Below are 18,751 nucleotides of genomic sequence, written 5' to 3'. Positions count from 1 at the left end.
GAGTGTATAGTCGAAACGCCATAAACAAGCTTAGAATTATACGATTAATATTCCCTTTGTGAATGGATAACAGAAGAATGTCGGTAAAACTATCAGATCTAATTGCATATATAGATCAGCGCTTAGAACCAAACCAATTTAAAGATTATTGTCCGAATGGATTGCAAGTGGAAGGGCGTAGCGATGTTTGTAAAGTTATATCTGGTGTAACGGCTTCTCAAGCTTTGATCGATAGAGCTGTCGATGAAAAGGCTGATGTATTGTTAGTACATCATGGTTTTTTTTGGAAAGGAGAGAATAGTTGTATTACAGGGATTAAAAAACGTCGCATCAAAGCCTTGCTAGATAATGATATAAGCTTGCTTGCTTATCATCTGCCATTAGATGCGCACCCTGAGATCGGCAACAATGCTCAACTGGCTAAGCTTTTAGGAATCGAGGGTTTTGGGGCTTTAGAACTTGGTAATCCTCGTAGTATTGGAAACACGGGTGAATTAGCTGAGGCTATTTCTGCAGAAGGGTTTGCTGATCATATAGAGGCGGTTTTAAAACGTAAGCCTCTACTTCTTAAAGGCGGAGACCATCCTATTAAAAAGATTGGGTGGTGTACGGGAGGTGCCCAAGGTTATATCGAGAAGGCGATAGAGCAGGGCTTGGATGCTTTTATCTCTGGTGAGGTCTCAGAACCAACCTTCCACAGTGCGATAGAGAATGGTATTCACTACTTTGGTGCAGGCCATCATGCAACGGAGCGCTATGGTGCCAAGGCATTAGGTGAAGAGCTGGCGCTGAAGTTTGGGATTCAGCACCAGTTTATCGATATAGACAATCCCGTTTAAGCTTTTGCTTTAGGCTCTGCTGTTTCTGCGTCTACATTGCTATGCGCATCAGCAGGAACCTGCTCTTCCTCTTTAGTTTCCTGTTCCTCTTTCAAACCAAAAGTTTCAGATAACGTGCCTTCATCTTCAGGTGATTTAGGTGCGTAATCTCTAGGTGGTTCTGAAGAGCTTTCTGCTTGTTCTGTGTCGGTAGCAGGTTTTGCTTCAGCTGAAGGTTCTTCTGCTTCGCTTTCTAGTTTCGGAGTCAAAGAGGGTTCAATGGCTAGATCAACGCTTCCTGGCTGACATAAGCCTTGCGCGCCAGTAGCAAGATGTTCGTGAACATCTTTGTAGCTGTTAGTCAGGTTGTTAACTAGCGCTGCGGTTTTTTCAAAGTGTTCAGTTACTTCAGTCTTGTAGCTGTCTAGTTCTTTTTGGGTGCTTTCAAGTTTTTCAGCGAGTTCTGCTTGACGTTGTGCGCCTCCGCCAGAACGTCCCATCAAAAAACCAATTACGGCGCCAACAACAAGGGCTGCAATACTAATAAGCCAAACGTTTTCCACAAAAACTCCTTATAAACTTGGCATTTTAATTTGAATTAGGTGCTGACAAAGAGAGCCTGAATTATTTTATAAGGTACAGCATCAAGGGATCTTTGCGAGCTTTGTGCAAGGATAAATCAATTATCTATCCCTGCCTATAATAAATAATTTTCGACTTTATCCGCGGATAAATGAACTATAGATTGGTCGAATTTATCCGTATCATCACTTTAAGGCGCTTTGTTCTGCCGCTTTTTGATGAGAGGACTGGGCCTCGCAATGTAACTGATCGAGATACTCAATCTGTTCCTTGATGATAGCTTTAGCTAAATTGATATCTCGATCTTCAATCGCACCTAGTAGTCTACGATGTTGTCCTAAGATAATTTCTCTTTCGCGGAAACGGTAAGCAATCATGTTAGCAACCGGTTGCAGAGCCTCGATCAACGAATACATCACAAAACTTAGCATACGGTTACCACTTGCATCGGCTATAGCGCGATGAAAGCGAACATCAGCGGCACAGAAATCTTCAGGGCTGATATTGGTATTGGATTGATAATTTAATTCAGCTCGCAGTTTTTCTAGGTCTTGTTCGGACCTATTTGCGCAGGCGTGTTGGCAGCATAAGCTTTCTAACTCTAATCGAGTGCTACTCACCTCAGTTAAAGATATCTGATTCATGCTGACAAACAGGGTTGCAGCGGTAGTCATCTGGTCACTGAGCTCTTCAGCACCTAAGTGGTTTACGAACGTGCCGCCAGTAGGCCCTCGGCGTGAACGAATTAAGTTCTTAGCAGCTAAGCGCTTGAGTGCTTCTCGAACCGTAGGGCGCGATACGTGAAAGCGTTCAGCTAGTTCACCTTCTGTAGGAAGGCGATCGTCTGCTTTTAGAGAGCCATCTAAAATCGCTTCCTGTAATTGGTCAGCGACTTGTTTAGACAAGCTGGACTTATTGATCGGGGCTACTTCTAGACTCACGTATTACTCCATAGGATTGCTAATACTACGAATAAGCTATTCTACATAAACTGAAACAATAACATCATAGCTTGTATCATATAAAAATCTATTTTATATTTGTATGACAAATAGATAAATAAGTTGGGAGATCGGCATGTTCAAAGCGCTCGTGTTAAATCAAAACGACGGTAAGACTGTAGCAGAAGTGACGGAATTGAGTTTGGATCAATTACCAGATCAGAATGTTTTGGTTAAAGTCGATTACTCCTCGTTAAACTACAAAGATGGTTTAGCCATTACAGGCAAGGGCAAAATTATTCGCAACTTTCCTATGGTACCGGGCATCGATTTAGTTGGCACAATAGAAGAGAGTGCTGATGATCGTTATCAAAAAGGCGATAAAGTTGTACTGACAGGTTGGGGTGTAGGAGAAAACCATTGGGGTGGATTTTCCGAGTATGCTCGCCTAAATGCAGATTGGTTAGTGCCTCTGCCTGAAGGCATGGATCCTGTTCGTACTATGCAGATTGGTACAGCAGGTTTAACCGCAATGTTATGCGTCATGGCTTTGGAAGAGGGCGGTGTTACACCTGATAAAGGTCCAGTCATTGTTAGTGGGGCCGCTGGTGGTGTAGGTAGTGTTGCAGTAGCAATCTTGGCTGGGCTTGGTTATCAAGTGACAGCGATTACGGGGCGCCCTGAAACAGAGGGCTATCTTAAAGGCTTAGGTGCTTCAGAGATTGTAAGTCGAGAGGAGATGGCAGAGCCAGCAAGGCCTCTAGAGAAACAGCGCTGGGCCGGTGCGGTTGATACTGTGGGTGATAATATCTTAGGTAGAATTCTATCTGAAACCGATTATGGCGGTGTTGTAACAGCATGTGGTCTTGCTGCAAGCTTTAAACTACCAACAACGGTTATGCCTTTTATTCTTCGCAATGTTCGTTTACAAGGGGTTGATTCGGTGATGTGCCCTTATGAGCGTCGTCAAGAAGCTTGGAAAAGGCTACAAGCACAATTACCTGATAATGCTGTGGGTGATATTGCTCAAATCATCGCGCTAAATGAATTACCTGACTATGCTGAACGTATCACCAATGGCCAAGTTAAAGGTCGAGTGGTTGTAGATCTAAATAGCTAAGTAATCTACAGTTTAATTGAAAAAAAACGGTTCTATGTTAGAGCCGTTTTTTTATGGGCTGATTAGATCGAAGGCTGAACTATCCGTATAAGCCATCTAATCGAGGTTTTATCAGAATTGGGGTGTAAATAATTAGGAATAGTACCCAAGAGAGCATCCATAGCGTGCCAGATAAGTGCAGCGTTGTGAGGTAAGAAAGAGGTAATAGCCCCACGCTTAATCGCACAGCTGCGGCTAATAGCATCAATATAAAGGCAGTAATGATGAGCGGTCCGACTTTAAGAGGTCGACCTGTGTGTCCCAAAGAAACACGCGCCATCATTCCCAGTGTTAACCCCCCAATACTTCCAGCAGCAAAGGAGTGGTAAGCAATCGAAGTGCTAATTAGATCCAGTAAACTTAGGCTATAAAGGATAAAACCCAACGCTACAAACAGGTAGCCAAACTGAAGAATCCACACCAAGGGTACCGCAAAAATCCGTTTATCGAACCAGCCAGCAACCCGAATAAGGTTAGCGAATCCCACTAATAGGCTGATGCCAATAATTAGAGGCTTAATCTCTGTCAGGCTTAAAAGAACCCAAATCGCAGTTAGGGGAATAATCGCTTTCTCCAGCCAAGCATGTTTTGTGACTTTTACGCCTTCAACTCCGCGTTCGGTAAAAAATGGAATAACGCGTCCACCTAAGATACTTATGACCATGATGACTAAAAACAGGCCTAGTTGAATACCTTTAGATGCTGTTGTCTCAGTGTAGCCAAGTAGTTGCAGGTGCATGAGTAGATTGGCTACAAAGAAGCCGAGCAGGAGTGGCACAAACATCAAATTACGATAGTTTCTAGACTTAATAACTGGCCAAGCCACGCAAGCGGCCACCATAGGCGCGAAGGCTAAATCAGTGACAGCGATCAACCAAGGTTCGATCACTGGGAATAAGGGCATTAAACGCGCACTAAACCAGAGTAAAAAAAGTGCCGCGAGAGGCCAGCTGTAAAGGGTTTGCACGTTAGTCCATGTCTTAACAGCGGTCATTAAAAAGCCGGCGATGATTGCTAGAGAGAAACCAAATAGCATTTCGTGGGCATGCCAGAATACCCCATAGTTATAGTGGTGAGGCTGAATGCCGCCACTATAGATAACTAGCCATGCAGCCATTAAAAGTATGGCTGAGAGTGCGCCACCTAAGAAAAATGGGCGAAATGCCAAATTAAAAAGTGAAAAGGGAGACGGGGTGCGCCTTTCTTGTAGTTGGATCATGGGATCTCTCCGCCGCTTATATCAGCAGTGTTATAATCTACACTAAGAATTATTAAATGTGTATTAAAGATACATTTTAAAGAAGTGTTAACGTTCATTTTATTGATCTGACAACGAGTTTTTGACGAGGAATTTCAGTGCGACAGTTAATTTTAGGTGGTGCCAGGTCGGGTAAAAGTCAGGTGGCGCAAGAAAGAGCTACCACCACGGGCCAGCCTGTTGTGTATATCGCTACCGCTCAAGCACAAGACTCGGAGATGGAACAGCGTATTGAACTCCATCGTCAGAATCGACCCAGCGAGTGGGAGATACAAGAGATCCCTTATGACTTGCCAGATGCGCTCACTAGTTTGAGTGGTAAGGGAAAAACAGTCTTAGTTGACTGTTTAACTCTATGGTTAACCAATCTGTTATTAAAAGGTTTGGAACCTATGCAGGAAGGCATGAAGGCTCTCACTGCTGCTGTAGATGATTTTGAAGGGGACTTAATACTGGTTTCGAATGAGGTAGGTTGGGGCATTGTCCCTATGGGCGAATTGAGTCGCCAATTTCAAGATAATACAGGTCGATTACATCAAGATTTGGCTGCCGTAGTGGAAGTGGTAACGTTAACAGTGGCGGGTATTCCAATGGCTGTTAAAGGAGATATTAAGTGAACTTGCAGGAATGGTCGCAGATTAAAGCTAAGCCTTTAAACGTTGAAGCTGAACAAACTGCTTTATCTCATCAAGGAAACCTAACGAAACCACCCGGTTCTTTAGGTGTATTGGAAAAAATAGCTGTGCAAATGGCTGCCATGCAAGCGCAGACATTACCTTCGGCTGATCGTGTAAGCATTTCTATTTTTGCTGCAGATCATGGGGTGGCTGCTCAGAATGTATCTGCGTTCCCACAAGAAGTTACATCGCAAATGATTCTGAATTTCGCAGAAGGAGGCGCGGCAATCGCTGTTCTAGCTAAGCAACTTAAAGCGCAGTTTGAAGTGATCAACTTAGGTACGGTGGTGCCGGTTGAACATCATAATGTGCTTAATCGAGTAATCGCTTCGCAAAGTGCTGATATTTCGAAGAGCCAAGCGATGAACAGTGAGCAATTGGTTACTGCGCTTAATGTGGGAGAGGAGACAGTTTTAAGAGCTAAATCGTCGGGCGCTCAACTATTTATCGCCGGTGAAATGGGTATAGGTAATACAACCGTTGCTGCCACAGTTTTAGCCGCGGCAATGAACCTAACAGCCCAAGAAGTAGTTGGAGCTGGGACGGGCGTTTCAGGTGACGCGCTTGAACATAAAACGGCAGTGATCGATCAGGCGCTTAAGTTACACCTGTGCACAGGCGATTCTCCCTTTGAGTTGCTTCAATCATTAGCCGGTTTTGAAATTGTCGCGATGGTTGGCGCTTATCTGACGGCAGCAAGGGAAGGTATTACGGTTGTGGTGGATGGGTTTATCAGCACTGCGGCTGCATATATGGCCAGTATCATTTGCCCCTTAGCTAAAGACTGGATGATCTTTGGTCATCAATCTGCGGAAAAATTTCATCATAAAGTACTTGTTGCCATGTCTGCTGAGCCTTTGTTAGCGTTGGATATGCGCCTTGGTGAGGGCAGTGGTGCTGCAACGGCGGTAAGCGTGATTCAAACAGCATGTTTGTTGCATAAACAGATGGCGACATTCTCTAGTGCTGGTGTGAGTGAAAAGTCGGACTAAAACCTATAGTAAGGATCTTTTTTGAATACTCTGTTCGTTGATCTGTTCCGACATGGTGAGCCTGCACTTAAAGGCGTCTATTTAGGCCGTACCGATAGCCCTTTGTCTGAAAAAGGTAGATCTACTTGTGAAGCTGTTTTAGCTAATGGTGAGTGGGACTTAGTTGTGAGTTCGCCGTTAAAGAGAGCTTTGGATAGTGCGAGCTGGTTAGCCAATACACGGCAAATCGAGTTACAAGTCTGGGATGAATTACAAGAGTTGGACTTTGGTGACTGGGATGGCGTCAGTTTTGAGCAGGTTTATAGTGAAAACCCCGTCGCAGCAGATAAGTTTTGGCAAGCGCCGCAGGATTATCCTGCACCAAATGGTGAAACTATTCAGCAATTTAAGCAACGAATAGCTATGGTTAAAGAGCGGTTGCTGCAATTATCTGAAAAAAAGGTATTAGTTGTTACTCATGGTGGGGTGATTCGGTGCCTGATCGGGGATATGTTGGGCATTAATGCCGATCGTTGGAGCCGAATTGCGATTGATTATGCGCATTTTGCGAAACTGAGGTTTGATCATGACGCAAAACAATGTTGGCCACAGTTATTAAGTAGTAATATCCGGCCGCTACCTGATTCTGTCGTATAGGATAACGAATGAAATACACCGAAACGCTTAAAAATATTCACCGGAGCCTTGATCGTTTAGGCGATCTGCCAGTGTTTAGTGCAACGGTCAATCGTATACAGCAGATCAGCGCTTCTGAGGAAAGTGATGCTATGGCTTTAGCTATGGCCATCATGAAAGATACAGGCTTATCTGCCAAACTGATTAAACTCGCGAATTCACCTGTTTACAAACGAGGCCAAGGCGATATCACGGTAGTATCGCGTGCGGTGGTATTACTCGGTTTTAATCAAATTAAAAATATCAGTTTGACCCTTAAACTGATTGAAAGCTTTCATGATGAAAACCCCGATCTGGATGTGCCTGGGATGATGATGCGGCAGTTCTTGAGTGCCAATATGGCTAAAGAACTTGCGCTTAAAAGTCGAAAGACAGTCGATCCAGAAGAAGCTTATATGGCTGCATTATTATTTGGATTAGGGGAAATCATGGTGGCTTGTACCTTACCGGAGCAATATCGAAAAATGCTTAGGTTGAAGGAAAGGGGAGATAAAAAGTGGCCACGTATTCAAGCTGAAGTGCTGGGTATGAGCTTTAGCGAATTAGGTAGAGAGTTGGCTGCAGGTTGGGGATATCCAAAGCAGATTTTGAATACAATGGCGCCTGTTGATTTAGCTCATATTGATGAGAAAAGTAATTTGCTGGCGACTTTACCTACGCTGAGTCATGGTTTAGTCCAGCAGCTTTATGGGCAAGATCAAAATAATGAGCAGCCCTATGATAAGGTTGTAGATGTTGTATCTCTTGTTGGGGATATTCCTTTTGATGATGTCGGAGAAATCACTCTACAGTGTTTTCAGCGCGTAGCTAAAGTCAGTCGTAATTATGGGTTAAAAGCTCGCTCCCTCATTCCTGATTATGCAGAAACAGGTAATGTTGCTAAAGATGATATGGTGCGTCAGCTATCTTTCTTGGCTCATAATGAAGTGGAGTTGGAAGAGGTTGAGCAAACTGAAAGTATTGAAGATAAATCATCGCCGACTGCTGCTGAATCGAAGCGAAACTCTAAGCAACTAAGATATCTCAATCAGCTAACAGAATTGATCGCTGCTGATGGCAAGATACACGAAGTATTTAAGTTAGTGGTGGAAGCTATTGGTGAATGCGGACAGTTTGATCGCAGTATGCTTTGTCTGCTCAGCAAATCTAACACACACCTTTCGGTAAAAATTATTGAAGGTGATGAGCTTGATCCACTGCAAACTTATTTTGAAAGGGATAAATCGGGCAAGGCGGATGATCTTTTCTTTAAGGTTCTAGCTAAGCAAGTGACTTTATTGGTCAATGATCTGGATGAAGATGGCTGGGATAAGCGATTACCACCAAACTTTGTTAAACAGGTAGGTTGCCAAGGGTTTGTATTGATACCGTTAACTATGGGGAAACGGGTTATTGGTATGCTGTATGCGGATCGTTTAAAAGGGCGTGGTCCTGTCTCGGAAGAGGACTTTAATACGTTTAACCAGTTCTCTACCCAAACGCGTCTAGCTTTAATGTACGCTGACAGTAAAGCTAGACAAACGGCATGACTATTCAGTCATGCCTTTTACAAATGACTTAGTATCTTCCCAAGCTTCTTTGCTGATCTCTACGCCATCATCGATAACGTCTTTACTCACTTCAACGCCATCTTCTATAACCTCACCACCTTTCTCTACAACGGTTTTAGCACCAGATTCGGTGGAGCACATTGCACGTTGAGCGACACATTTTGATTTACAGCCTAGCTCAGCGGCATCATCAGTAAAGTGTTTTACTGAACATTTAGCTTCACAGATGGTTTGATCTGTTGAGCAGTCAGCAAAAACTGCAGGTGTTAGTAGCATTAACGCAGAAAAAAACAGCGCTCTCATTTTTATTACTCCCATTAGGTGAGTTGTATTATCTAACTTCTTTGGATCGCCAAAGAATCTCTTCACCGCCCTGCCTTAACACTATTATTCTGCTTGCCACAAAAAGCAGATCGGACAGCCTATTTAGATAAATACCAGAGTTAGGATTTACCTGAGCTGACTCATCTTGAAGTAGTGCTATGATTCGTCTTTCAGCGCGTCGGCAAATACTACGCGCTAAATGGGTATAACTGGCTGAAAGGGTTCCTCCAGGGAGAATAAACTCCTTCAAAGGCGGCACCTCTGAGTTCAGTAAGTCCAGTTGTTCCTCTAGGTATTCTATCTCTGTCGGAGTAATAACGACATAGCTAGGGTCTGCAATTGCTAACTCGCCGCCAAGATCAAATAACTGGTGCTGTATGGTTTGCAGCAGTTTCGTAATTGATTCATCTGAAGGTAGGCTTGCGATCACTATGCCTATTGCACTATTAAGTTCATCAACCGTGCCGATCACTTCTATTCTGAAATCGGTCTTAGATACACGTTCGCCATTGGCTAATCCGGTTTGGCCTTGATCGCCAGAACGGGTATAGATCTTACTAAGCCTGTTACTCATTACTGCTCCTAGAGAAGGAAACCACTGGATTAGGTATTACTATGAGGATGTAGTTCCCGAATTTTTTCAAGGTAGTACTTGTTGATATCCACCGTGATATCTAGTTTGTCTGCTTGCTCACATAGATAGCCGGTAATCTGATTAATCTCTGTTATACGGCCATGTTTCACATCTTGGTTCATCGAGGAAAAATTATTTGCGGTTAATTCTGCTACCTGACAAGCATGGTCAATTAAAGGGCCATCAAATAGCTCTAGATTGAGTGCATTTACGACCTTTTCTACCTCATTGCAGATTAATACCATCTCATTTAGATAGTTAGGGTTGCTAACCAACTCGCCATTTTTACAGTCAAAGGACGCAGTTAAAGGGTTTATGGCGCAGTTAATCGCTAGCTTGCGCCACAAGGTTGTAGCTATTTCTGGGTCAGGTTGTAAATCTAAGAAACCGCAATTTAATTGTTCTAACCAATCGAGCGCTTTATCGGGTGAGCCGATACGAGTAACTCCTTTGCCTGCGTGAACCACAGAGAATTCAGATTCTAACCATGCACCATCTGTTGTTGATGCCCAAGCAACTTCAGCGTTGGGTAATTGATCTGTTATCCATTGTTGGCTACCCATACCGTTTTGCAGCACAACAACATGTGCGTCATCTGCCAGTCGATGCTTTATCGAGTTGAAAGCGGTTTGAGTATCAGTGGATTTGGTCGTGATAATCAGTTGTGGGATTAACGACGAATCATCGGCGAGTTCAGCTTCGCAACTATGCATTTGATCGGCTAATTGAATGCCATTGTTTGCTTTAAATCGAGAAAGCTTAGCCGAATTACGTAAAATAAGAGTGACGGGAAAACCCGCAGAAACGAGATTGCAGGCCCATAAATTACCAATAGAGCCAGCGCCAAGTATGTACCATCTCTCTTTCATGCTTAATTCTCTTAATCTTCAGCATAGTGGATCATATTATCTCTCTATTGTGACGTGAAATGGAGGTAAAGGTCAGCTAGAATCGGCAAAAAAATAGGGAGAAGCCTCATGCCATCATTCGATATTGTGTCTGAACTAGACTTGCACGAAGTTACCAACGCTGTTGACCAGTCTAACCGTGAACTTCAGATGCGTTACGATTTTAAAGGTGTTGATGCGCGGTTTGAGCAAACTGAATCTACCGTGACTTTGCAGGCAGAAGTTGATTTTCAGCTGCAGCAGATGATGGATGTGCTTAAAACTAAGATGACCGGCCGCAAAATTGATATTCGTTGCTTAGAGATTAAAGATCCAGAAAAAGCGAATATGCGTGCACGACAGGAAGTGATTCTTAAGCAAGGCCTAGATCAGCCATTGGCTAAGAAAATTGTAAAATTAATTAAAGATGCCAAGCTGAAAGTACAGGCGCAGGTGCAGGGTGAGCAGGTGCGAGTAACAGGCAAGAAACGCGATGACTTGCAAAGTGTAATGGCGATGCTGCGCGAAGCAGATCTGGAATTACCTCTGCAGTTTAATAACTTCCGCGACTAAACCTACCTGTTACTGCCTCAACAAAGTCAGGTGAATGAGCTTTCACCTGACTAATCTTGTTCTAAACAATCCAGAAGAAAGATCTCTTTTACTAAATCCTGCGAAGGTGTTGCTTCAAAGTCGTCTACGCAGATAGCACCGCTTTGTAATTTGCTGGTTAGCGTATCGCCTTGCCAATTAACGACTGAAATTCCCGTAGAGCGGTGAATGACTCTCAGGTAAGGGTTGTTACGTTCAAACCAAGCATCAATCATATAAGTCATCGGTATATCCCTCCTTGTTAAGTGCTAAGAAGAGTAACCTAGATTTATATGTATGTAAATGATAATGATTTACATTTAATTTCTTGGGCTGATCCAGATCAATATCAATACGGGTAGACCTATGATCGCAACGGCAGTGAAGAACCAGGGGTAGCCAAAGCTATCGACAAAGCCACCAGAGAAGCCGCCAAGAAATTTAGGGAATAGCAGCATCATCGAACTGAAAAGAGCATATTGTGTAGCTGAGTATTGAATATTTGTCAGGCTAGATAGGTAGGCGACAAAGGCCGCGGTAGCGATACCGCCACTCAAGTTATCCAGAGAGATAACGATTGTAAGTGCTGTGGTGTCATTACCGAGGGTTGCTAGCCAAGCAAATAGAAGATTGGTGAGGGAAACTAACAGCGCGCCTAAGAACAGGATCTTTCTCACGCCAAAGCGATTCACCAGAATACCGCCTAGCCCTGCGCCGACGATGGTCATAACTACGCCATAAATTTTGATGATTTGCGCTATCTCTTCCTTAGTAAAGCCCATATCGACATAGAAAACATTAGCGATAATTCCAAGGATAACGTCAGAAATTCGGTAAGTACCAATTAACGCAAGAATAATAAGGGCCTGCATACCGTAACGACGTATAAAGTCGATAAATGGGCAAGCAATCGCTATATAAGCCCAGCCTAAGAAGCGAGATAGAAAATTGGGAAGGTGCGCATTACGTTGAGTAAATTCAATAATTTTTTGTTGTTGTTCAAGCGTTTCATTATCCATCTCAACAGAAGCAGGCTCTTTAACTAAAAACGTAGTCATCATTCCCACAGACATTAAAGCCGCCATGATTAAGTAGGCATACTTCCAAGAATTGATGTCATAGTTTTCAGGTGAAATTGAGGTCCACGCTGCAATAGCAAGTGCACCGGCACCCGCCACAATCATCGCAATACGATAGCCGGCCATATAAGTAGCGGCCATGGCTGCTTGTAAGCGTTCGCCAGCTGATTCGATACGGTAAGCATCAATGACTATATCTTGGGTCGCGGAACTAAAAGCGACGACCAGTGCTAACAACGCCATATATTGAAGGTTTTCATGGGGATTGGAAAAGGCAAGCCCGGTTAAACCGATGACTAGCATGATCTGCGAAAGCAATAACCAGCTTCTGCGCCTACCAAGCCAAGTTGAAAGTAAGGGGAGGCTTAAGCGATCAACTAAGGGAGCCCAAAGCCATTTGAAGCCATAGGCTAAACCAACCCAGGAGAAATAGGTGATTAAACTCCGTTCTACGCCTGCTTCACGAAGCCAGAAGGATAAAGTGCCAAAGACAAGTAATATAGGAAGGCCAGAAGAGAAACCAAAAAACAGAAGTGTGATTGCTCTAGGGTGAAGATAGATTTTAGCTGTATCAAGCCAAGATTCAGTTTTGGAATCAACTGATGACATATATGACGCCTTCCGTGTAGTAGGCGTTTATTGTCGCTTTCGAATAGATCTATAGCAACTAAAAAGGCCCAGTAAAAACTGGGCCCAAAGTTTTTAGCATCAACTTATCTGAAGGGGGGGGACAAGTTGATGCTTAAACTTCTTAGAACTTGATGCGGATACCAGCAAGAACATCCATATCTAGATCTTGACCATCTTCATCAACGTCACTGATCTCAGCGAATAGACGAACATTTTTCTGAGCTGGGAACTTGTACACAACATTAGCGTAAGTTTGTTCTTTGTCAGATGCGCCATCTCGTTCTAGTTCAGAATGACCAATTGTGATTTTAGTTGTAGCTGAAGCTTTGAAAGAAGCACCAATGTGGAAAAACTCTTCATCGCTGTTAGCAGAAAGATTATTTTCTGCTTCACCGTAGTCAACTACAAACTCAGCGAAACCTGCATCGAACTGTGCGCTCACGCCCCAAAGATCTTTGTCTTCTTCGTCACCAGTGTTGGTGTTTTCTAGCGTCTGGTAACCAGCACCTAGCGTAACAACACCTAGATCAGCAGATACGAATAGTTCAGTAGACTCGCCGTCATCGCTGCCTTCGCCATCTGCTTCTAGTTCGTGGGATACCGCTAGTGTTACATTTTCGAATTCCGCATCAACGCGAATTACGTCATCGCCATCAGTGCTACCCGTTGCATCAAAGATAGATTCACCAGTGTATTCTTCGATCATGCCTTCGATAGCGAAATCATCAATCGCTTTATCCATCTTACCCACAGCAACAGATACGTTGTGAGCTTTTAGGCCTAGGTAAGCTTCTTCTAGGTTTTCTGTATTTTTGCCTTCAGCTTCGTTTTTGAAACCGAAATCTACCTGACCAAATGCTTGTAGGTCGTTACCTAGATCATAAGTGATAGTGTTTTTGATTTCTAAATCATCAAATTCCACTTCAGTATCTTTAGTTTTGCTAGCGTTGTCACGCAACTGAACCTGCCAGTCACCTTTGATTTTATACGTCAGGCCTTTATTTTCATAAACAGTCGCTGCAGTAGCAGTGTTAGCAGCAATAGCAGCAATAGCAGAAGCCAGGATCAGCTTTTTCATGTCTTCTCTCCAAGGAGTTTTAGTATAGGGTTATAAACTTGTAGAAACTTATTTGTTTTTAATAAGTTCTTTGAATGATTTTCTAGTATTAAGGTCTGCCTGGTTGTACCAGTAAATAAGCATTTCCATTGCCATATTTTCTTTTTTGATAACATCATTTTTTGATTCTTTATTGTTGATGTTATTTGGAGTTTTTATTTTGCTTTTTGGTAAAGCAGCAACAGAGTTGCCTCTGTTGAATCTTGCTAATTCTTCTTCGAAATCACGGCTTAATTGGAATCCACTATTATCAATAGTGTTGACCTTGTAGCTGATGTTTTGATTGGCGCTATTTTTTAATGTCCAATTCTTATTCTTTTCGAACTCTTTTAAATCTTTGATTCTTTCGATCAGCGGTGCTGATAAATTGATTTTTGTATCACTGCTTTCGAAAAGTAAGACAAAGGCTTTAGTTTTCTCTAGTTCAAAGTCATCGCCTTTTTTTATTTCGGCAGTGTAATCAACGAGGATCTGATTTAAACCATTTGGCAGATTATGCTTTGTACTACTGCTGAATAAACTGTCTGAATTAATTTCTTCGCCATTAACTGCAATTAGATTAACCCCTTCGCCTAATAAAAGAGAGTTATTAGCGTAAGAGTGATTTGTAGCAATTAATGAAACTACAGTTAAAGTTGGTAATAAAATGGATTTTAAAACTTTCAAAATTATTGCCTTGAAAAATTAATTCGTTGTTGCGGCGCAATAATAGGTGGGTTTTATTTCAGAAATGTTTCTTTTTTATTGTGCTGGGATTTATTTTCTTTAAGTTTTTGTTACGTGGATATTGCTGTTTTGAAACGCCTTTTTAATGTGTGGTTTATTTTTGATCGATTGCTTTGTTTTTACCCTGAAGTTAACCTGTTTCTCTTTATAGGTGTTGTTGAATTAGTTTTTCTTAGCAATAGCTTCATTTAATGTTTATTGATATGTCATTAACTAGGACTAGCTTTGATTTCTGGTGCCCAAGCGTAGGGCTATACGGAAAGATGCACTTCGATTTTTTAGTGGAATCACTATGAGCTATAACAATTCACATGATCTATGCAGTAATTTAAATCAGGAACAAGATTCAGAGTTTACTCAGCTAGCAGATAAAGCGGTTAGCCGTCGTGGCTTTTTGACTGGGGCTGGCGCGCTAGGCTTAGGTGCTTTTATCGGTATGTCACCTATTGCAAACTCTGTACAGGCAGCAATCCGAACAAAAGTTAAGAGTAAACTTATCGGGTTTGAGCCTATTGTCAGTAGTACAGCAGATAAAGTGGTTGTGCCAAAGGGCTATAAGGTAAACAGCCTTATTTCTTGGGGAGACCCTATCTTTGAGGGTGCACCGGAATTTGATCCAACAGGACGAGCGCCGGCGTCTGCTCAGGCACTGCAGTTTGGTGATAATACCGATGGCATGTCATTGTTTCCTTTATCTAGCGATCGTGCAGTATTAGCTGTTAATAACGAATACACCAACACTGATCTTTTGTATGACCACAAAGGTGACATGATGACCGCCGATGATGTGTTGAAAGCCCAAAATGCTCACGGTGTGTCTGTTTTTGAAATTCAACAAACCGCTGAGGGCTGGATCGTTGATCGTAGTGGTAAATTGAATCGTCGGATTACTGCAAATACCCCAATGCAGTTGACGGGACCAGCGGCAGGGCATGATCTGCTTAAAACGGCTGCCGACCAAACGGGTCGTGAGGTATTGGGTACCTTTAATAACTGTGCCAATGGTGAAACGCCTTGGGGCACTTATCTAACCTGCGAAGAAAACTTCCATAAGTATTTTGGTACTGAGGACGAAGCTCATCGTATCCCGGGGGAACAAAAGCGCTACGGATTAAAAGCGGAAGATAAACGTTATCAATGGAGTAAGTTTGATCAGCGTTTTGATCTAGCTAAAAACCCAAATGAGCCGAATCGTCATGGTTGGGTGGTAGAGATCGATCCGATGGATCCTGAGTCTAAGCCGCTTAAGCGTACAGCGTTAGGTCGCTTCAAACACGAGAATGCAGCTCTGATGGTTGATGACTCAGGTCATGTTGTGGTCTATCTGGGAGATGATGAGCGCGGTGAGCATCTGTATAAATTTGTGTCAAAAGGTAAATATGATGTCAATGACCAGAGTAGAAATCGTGATCTTCTAGTTGATGGTACTTTATATGTGGCTAAGTTCAGTGCTGATCACGGTGAATTGAAAGGCAAAGGCGAATGGCTGGAACTCACTTTCGGTAAGAATGGATTAACGCCAGAGAATGGCTTTAACAGTCAGGCAGAAGTACTTATCCACACACGTTTAGCAGCAACGCAAGTGGGTGGAACGACCATGGACCGACCTGAATGGGTTGCAGTGCATCCTAATAAATCAAGTGCATGCTGTACGCTGACGAATAATAAGCATCGGGGCAAGAAAGAGGGTCAGCCTGTAGGTGGACCAAATCCACGAGCAGAGAATAAGTACGGACAGATTGTACGTTGGACACCAATTGATGGTGACCATACGGCTACTGAATTCAGTTGGGATCTGTTCCTGATCGCGGGCAATCCAAGCATTCATCAAGATGGGCTGTTAGCGGGTAGTAGTAACATCACTACCGAAAATATGTTCAATAGTCCGGATGGATTGGGCTTCGACAAAGGTGGCCGTCTATGGATCATGACCGATGGTAAATACTCTAATGCCGATGATTTTGCTGGTATGGGTAACAACCAGATGTTATGTGCAGACCCAGAAACGGGCGAAATTCATCGTTTCTTAACGGGGCCTATTGCCTGTGAAGTGACGGGGTTGACGTTCTCTCCGGATCAAAAATCTATGTTCGTAGGGATTCAACACCCAGGAGAGATGGGTAAGCCTTCGCATTTCCCAGCTGGTGGTGACAGTAAACCGCGTTCAACCATTGTAGTGATAACACGCGACGATGGCGGAGTGATTGGAGCTTAATAGCAATTATTGATAAGCACAAAAAAACCGGCGAAAGCCGGTTTTTTTATAGAGCTTGGAAGATTAAACGCGTAGGCCGCCGTCAACTTCGAAGCAACGACCGCTAACGTAGTCATTCTCAAGAATGAACGTAACAGTCTTAGCAATTTCTTCTGGCTTACCAAGACGCTTAGCTGGGATACCTGCAGCAATTTTATCCAGAGCTTCTGGTTTCATGCTCATAACCATCTCAGTACCGATGTAACCTGGAGCGATGGAAGCAGCACGGATGCCGTAGCGAGCTAGCTCTTTAGACCAAGTAACAGCCATTGCTTCTACGCCAGCTTTAGTTGCTGTGTAGTTAGTCTGGCCCATGTTACCTGAACGAGAGATAGAAGAGATGTTTACGATGCAACCAGGAACGCCTAGGTCGATCATGTGAGCAGCAGCTTCACGAGCACATAGGAAAGTACCAGTTAGGTTAACATCCATAACCAGGTTCCACTGGTCCATAGACATCTTCTTAACAACTTTGCCAGTTTCGCGATCAACTTTCATGAATAGACCATCGCGAGTGATACCAGCGTTGTTAACTAGACCGTGTAGCGTGCCGAAATCAGCTACAACGTCATTGAATAGTTTTTCTACTTCGTCTTCTTTAGCTACGTTGCAGATGTAAGCGCGTGCTTCGACGCCTTTTTCCATGCAAAGGCCAACAGTCGTATCTAGATCTTCTTGGCTTAGGTCAGCTAGAGCAAGTTTTGCGCCCTGTTCTGCTAGTTCAAGTGCCATTGAACGACCAAGACCACGGCCACCACCAGTTACAACAATTACTTTATCTTTGAGTTCCATTTTAGGATTACCTTACTTCGGTTTGACTCTTTTTTGTGCGTTGCGTCATTGTGCAGAATTTAAACTTATCCCGCTTTCGCAAAAAAGTCTACTTGTTGCTCCATAGATTCATTTATCAATAAGTTTAATATACTCATGACCGGTATTTTTTTGATTTTTTGCAGATGCTAACTGTATGTTTTTAAATGATAATTTCGCAGTGCAAAAAGTATAGGTACTTTGGTATTGGTTTTTTTTTAGACGATTTTTTAGCACTTAAAACGTGAAAATTAGACTGAAAATGGTGGTTTAGGGTTGAAATTTTTTGGTCTGACCATAAAAAGAAAAGGGTATGTTTAGTAAAAAAATCTAGATCAATACAAGTTTAAATTTAGGCAGGTAGGACCTGTTTAGAAGCTCTATAATGAGTCCTATTCTTATAGAGTGATCGATTATTTTTGAGGCAATAAATGAAGTTTCTTTTTCTGCTGTTCATCATTATCCCCATTATTGAAATCACAGTACTTATAAATGTAGGTGAAGCAATTGGGGCGTGGAACACAGTTGGTTTAGTACTGTTGTCTGCATTTATAGGCGTAAATATGTTGCGCTACCAAGGCTTATCTACATTGGCGCGAGCGCAGCAGCGTGCCCAGAATGGTGAGATTCCAGGTCAAGAGATGGTAGAAGGTATCGTGCTTGCTGTCGGTGGTGCTCTTCTAGTTACACCAGGCTTCGTCACAGATGTGATTGGTTTTAGCTGTTTGCTTCCTTTTACACGCAAAGCGTTTGCGAAAGCATTGTTTAGCCGCTTTAGTGTGATAGCCATGCAGCAGCAACATCAAAGTTCAGCGCAATTTTATGCGAATGATCCTTTCCAGCATCAATCGCAGGCTCATCAAACTCATGAAAAGCAAGACCGTAATATTCGTTCAAATGATGTGATTGACGGTGAGTTTGAGCGCAAGGATTAATTTCTAAGCAAAAAAGTTGTTGGGTAGTGTTGAATTCATTTTTTATGCCCCAACTTAGCATTTCAAAGGGGAAAGCAATTTTGGTTGGTTTGCCCCGATTCCAAACAAATAT

20 protein-coding genes are annotated in these 18,751 nt (G+C 42.9%); 9 read left to right on the top strand and 11 right to left on the bottom strand.

Annotation, left to right across the window (positions count from 1 at the left end):
- Positions 1-77 precede the first annotated feature (77 nt).
- The gene (locus ACMXYW_RS12095; protein ID WP_415904225.1) at positions 78-839 is read left to right on the top strand and encodes a Nif3-like dinuclear metal center hexameric protein; all 762 of its coding nucleotides are present in this window, start codon (positions 78-80) and stop codon (positions 837-839) included.
- On the opposite strand, the gene ACMXYW_RS12090 is transcribed toward ACMXYW_RS12095, so the two are convergent.
- Together ACMXYW_RS12090 and ACMXYW_RS12085 are read right to left on the bottom strand one after the other, a co-directional pair.
- Positions 836-1,381: a YhcB family protein gene (locus ACMXYW_RS12090; RefSeq protein ID WP_415904224.1), complete on the bottom strand. Its 546-nt coding sequence runs from the start codon at positions 1,379-1,381 to the stop codon at positions 836-838. The two genes, ACMXYW_RS12095 and ACMXYW_RS12090, sit on opposite strands and share 4 nt — an antisense overlap.
- A 204-nt stretch (positions 1,382-1,585) precedes the next feature.
- Positions 1,586-2,341 carry a FadR/GntR family transcriptional regulator gene (locus ACMXYW_RS12085; RefSeq protein WP_415881995.1) on the bottom strand — a complete coding sequence of 252 codons (756 nt, stop codon included), beginning with the start codon at positions 2,339-2,341 and terminating at the stop codon, positions 1,586-1,588.
- Positions 2,342-2,477: 136 nt separating this feature from the next.
- Between ACMXYW_RS12085 and ACMXYW_RS12080 the strand changes: the two genes are divergently transcribed.
- Complete coding sequence (locus ACMXYW_RS12080; protein WP_415904223.1) at positions 2,478-3,461, top strand: MDR family oxidoreductase; 984 nt, start codon at positions 2,478-2,480, stop codon at positions 3,459-3,461.
- Between the two features lie 79 nt (positions 3,462-3,540).
- Here the strand turns inward: ACMXYW_RS12080 and ACMXYW_RS12075 are convergent, their stop codons facing one another.
- Positions 3,541-4,719, bottom strand: coding sequence for an NnrS family protein (locus tag ACMXYW_RS12075; protein WP_415904222.1), 1,179 nt, complete (start codon positions 4,717-4,719; stop codon positions 3,541-3,543).
- 137 nt (positions 4,720-4,856) lie between these two features.
- On the opposite strand from ACMXYW_RS12075, the gene cobU reads away from it, so the two are divergent.
- From cobU to ACMXYW_RS12055, 4 genes are read left to right on the top strand one after another with little or no spacing between them, the layout of a single operon-like run.
- Complete coding sequence (cobU, locus tag ACMXYW_RS12070; RefSeq protein WP_415904221.1) at positions 4,857-5,375, top strand: bifunctional adenosylcobinamide kinase/adenosylcobinamide-phosphate guanylyltransferase; 519 nt, start codon at positions 4,857-4,859, stop codon at positions 5,373-5,375.
- The gene (gene cobT, locus ACMXYW_RS12065) at positions 5,372-6,427 is read left to right on the top strand and encodes a nicotinate-nucleotide--dimethylbenzimidazole phosphoribosyltransferase (protein WP_415904220.1); all 1,056 of its coding nucleotides are present in this window, start codon (positions 5,372-5,374) and stop codon (positions 6,425-6,427) included. Before cobU ends, cobT begins: the two co-directional genes overlap by 4 nt.
- A gap of 21 nt (positions 6,428-6,448) precedes the next feature.
- Entirely contained in the window at positions 6,449-7,063 is a 615-nt protein-coding gene (locus ACMXYW_RS12060; protein ID WP_415904219.1) for a histidine phosphatase family protein, read from the top strand.
- An 8-nt stretch (positions 7,064-7,071) separates the two neighbouring features.
- Positions 7,072-8,631 (top strand): HDOD domain-containing protein, encoded by a 1,560-nt coding sequence (locus ACMXYW_RS12055; RefSeq protein ID WP_415904218.1) that lies wholly within the window; start codon positions 7,072-7,074, stop codon positions 8,629-8,631.
- Here the strand turns inward: ACMXYW_RS12055 and ACMXYW_RS12050 are convergent, their stop codons facing one another.
- The 3 genes from ACMXYW_RS12050 to ACMXYW_RS12040 are packed head-to-tail and all read right to left on the bottom strand — an operon-like array spanning position 8,632 to position 10,479.
- Positions 8,632-8,955 carry a hypothetical protein gene (locus ACMXYW_RS12050; RefSeq protein ID WP_415901756.1) on the bottom strand — a complete coding sequence of 108 codons (324 nt, stop codon included), beginning with the start codon at positions 8,953-8,955 and terminating at the stop codon, positions 8,632-8,634.
- Between the two features lie 28 nt (positions 8,956-8,983).
- Positions 8,984-9,550: a cob(I)yrinic acid a,c-diamide adenosyltransferase gene (locus ACMXYW_RS12045; protein ID WP_415904217.1), complete on the bottom strand. Its 567-nt coding sequence runs from the start codon at positions 9,548-9,550 to the stop codon at positions 8,984-8,986.
- A 29-nt stretch (positions 9,551-9,579) separates the two neighbouring features.
- On the bottom strand, positions 9,580-10,479 hold the full coding sequence (locus tag ACMXYW_RS12040; RefSeq protein ID WP_415904216.1) for a 2-dehydropantoate 2-reductase: 900 nt from the start codon (positions 10,477-10,479) through the stop codon (positions 9,580-9,582).
- 108 nt (positions 10,480-10,587) lie between these two features.
- On the opposite strand from ACMXYW_RS12040, the gene ACMXYW_RS12035 reads away from it, so the two are divergent.
- On the top strand, positions 10,588-11,070 hold the full coding sequence (locus ACMXYW_RS12035; RefSeq protein WP_415881985.1) for a YajQ family cyclic di-GMP-binding protein: 483 nt from the start codon (positions 10,588-10,590) through the stop codon (positions 11,068-11,070).
- Between the two features lie 50 nt (positions 11,071-11,120).
- Here ACMXYW_RS12035 and ACMXYW_RS12030 read toward each other — a convergent pair whose 3' ends face one another.
- The 4 genes from ACMXYW_RS12030 to ACMXYW_RS12015 all read right to left on the bottom strand — a co-directional run bounded on the left by ACMXYW_RS12030 (position 11,121) and on the right by ACMXYW_RS12015 (position 14,580).
- A complete protein-coding gene (locus ACMXYW_RS12030; protein ID WP_415881983.1) occupies positions 11,121-11,333 on the bottom strand; it encodes a hypothetical protein in 213 nt (70 codons plus the stop codon).
- A gap of 75 nt (positions 11,334-11,408) precedes the next feature.
- Entirely contained in the window at positions 11,409-12,776 is a 1,368-nt protein-coding gene (locus ACMXYW_RS12025) for an AmpG family muropeptide MFS transporter (RefSeq protein ID WP_415904215.1), read from the bottom strand.
- A 142-nt stretch (positions 12,777-12,918) separates the two neighbouring features.
- On the bottom strand, positions 12,919-13,875 hold the full coding sequence (locus tag ACMXYW_RS12020; RefSeq protein ID WP_415904214.1) for a porin: 957 nt from the start codon (positions 13,873-13,875) through the stop codon (positions 12,919-12,921).
- A gap of 48 nt (positions 13,876-13,923) precedes the next feature.
- On the bottom strand, positions 13,924-14,580 hold the full coding sequence (locus ACMXYW_RS12015; protein WP_415904213.1) for a DUF2057 family protein: 657 nt from the start codon (positions 14,578-14,580) through the stop codon (positions 13,924-13,926).
- Between the two features lie 352 nt (positions 14,581-14,932).
- Between ACMXYW_RS12015 and ACMXYW_RS12010 the strand changes: the two genes are divergently transcribed.
- Complete coding sequence (locus ACMXYW_RS12010; protein WP_415881979.1) at positions 14,933-16,855, top strand: PhoX family protein; 1,923 nt, start codon at positions 14,933-14,935, stop codon at positions 16,853-16,855.
- 63 nt (positions 16,856-16,918) lie between these two features.
- Here ACMXYW_RS12010 and ACMXYW_RS12005 read toward each other — a convergent pair whose 3' ends face one another.
- Positions 16,919-17,686 carry an SDR family oxidoreductase gene (locus ACMXYW_RS12005; RefSeq protein WP_415881978.1) on the bottom strand — a complete coding sequence of 256 codons (768 nt, stop codon included), beginning with the start codon at positions 17,684-17,686 and terminating at the stop codon, positions 16,919-16,921.
- A 449-nt stretch (positions 17,687-18,135) separates the two neighbouring features.
- Between ACMXYW_RS12005 and ACMXYW_RS12000 the strand changes: the two genes are divergently transcribed.
- Positions 18,136-18,639, top strand: coding sequence for an FxsA family protein (locus tag ACMXYW_RS12000; protein ID WP_415904212.1), 504 nt, complete (start codon positions 18,136-18,138; stop codon positions 18,637-18,639).
- Positions 18,640-18,751: the final 112 nt, after the last annotated feature.

It is taken from the genome of Neptuniibacter sp. QD48_55 (assembly GCF_047778115.1).
GTDB lineage: Bacteria > Pseudomonadota > Gammaproteobacteria > Pseudomonadales > Balneatricaceae > Neptuniibacter.
Note: the sequence above shows the minus strand (reverse complement) of the source record. Positions and strands in the feature narration are given on the sequence as shown.

Coding starts and splice junctions, on each gene's coding strand:
- ACMXYW_RS12095 (WP_415904225.1), top strand. CDS start 78: ATGTCGGTAAAACTATCAGATCTAATTGCATATATAGATCAGCGCTTA.
- ACMXYW_RS12080 (WP_415904223.1), top strand. CDS start 2,478: ATGTTCAAAGCGCTCGTGTTAAATCAAAACGACGGTAAGACTGTAGCA.
- ACMXYW_RS12075 (WP_415904222.1), bottom strand. CDS start 4,719: ATGATCCAACTACAAGAAAGGCGCACCCCGTCTCCCTTTTCACTTTTT.
- ACMXYW_RS12055 (WP_415904218.1), top strand. CDS start 7,072: ATGAAATACACCGAAACGCTTAAAAATATTCACCGGAGCCTTGATCGT.
- ACMXYW_RS12050 (WP_415901756.1), bottom strand. CDS start 8,955: ATGAGAGCGCTGTTTTTTTCTGCGTTAATGCTACTAACACCTGCAGTT.
- ACMXYW_RS12045 (WP_415904217.1), bottom strand. CDS start 9,550: ATGAGTAACAGGCTTAGTAAGATCTATACCCGTTCTGGCGATCAAGGC.
- ACMXYW_RS12040 (WP_415904216.1), bottom strand. CDS start 10,479: ATGAAAGAGAGATGGTACATACTTGGCGCTGGCTCTATTGGTAATTTA.
- ACMXYW_RS12035 (WP_415881985.1), top strand. CDS start 10,588: ATGCCATCATTCGATATTGTGTCTGAACTAGACTTGCACGAAGTTACC.
- ACMXYW_RS12030 (WP_415881983.1), bottom strand. CDS start 11,333: ATGACTTATATGATTGATGCTTGGTTTGAACGTAACAACCCTTACCTG.
- ACMXYW_RS12025 (WP_415904215.1), bottom strand. CDS start 12,776: ATGTCATCAGTTGATTCCAAAACTGAATCTTGGCTTGATACAGCTAAA.
- ACMXYW_RS12020 (WP_415904214.1), bottom strand. CDS start 13,875: ATGAAAAAGCTGATCCTGGCTTCTGCTATTGCTGCTATTGCTGCTAAC.
- ACMXYW_RS12010 (WP_415881979.1), top strand. CDS start 14,933: ATGAGCTATAACAATTCACATGATCTATGCAGTAATTTAAATCAGGAA.
- ACMXYW_RS12005 (WP_415881978.1), bottom strand. CDS start 17,686: ATGGAACTCAAAGATAAAGTAATTGTTGTAACTGGTGGTGGCCGTGGT.
- ACMXYW_RS12000 (WP_415904212.1), top strand. CDS start 18,136: ATGAAGTTTCTTTTTCTGCTGTTCATCATTATCCCCATTATTGAAATC.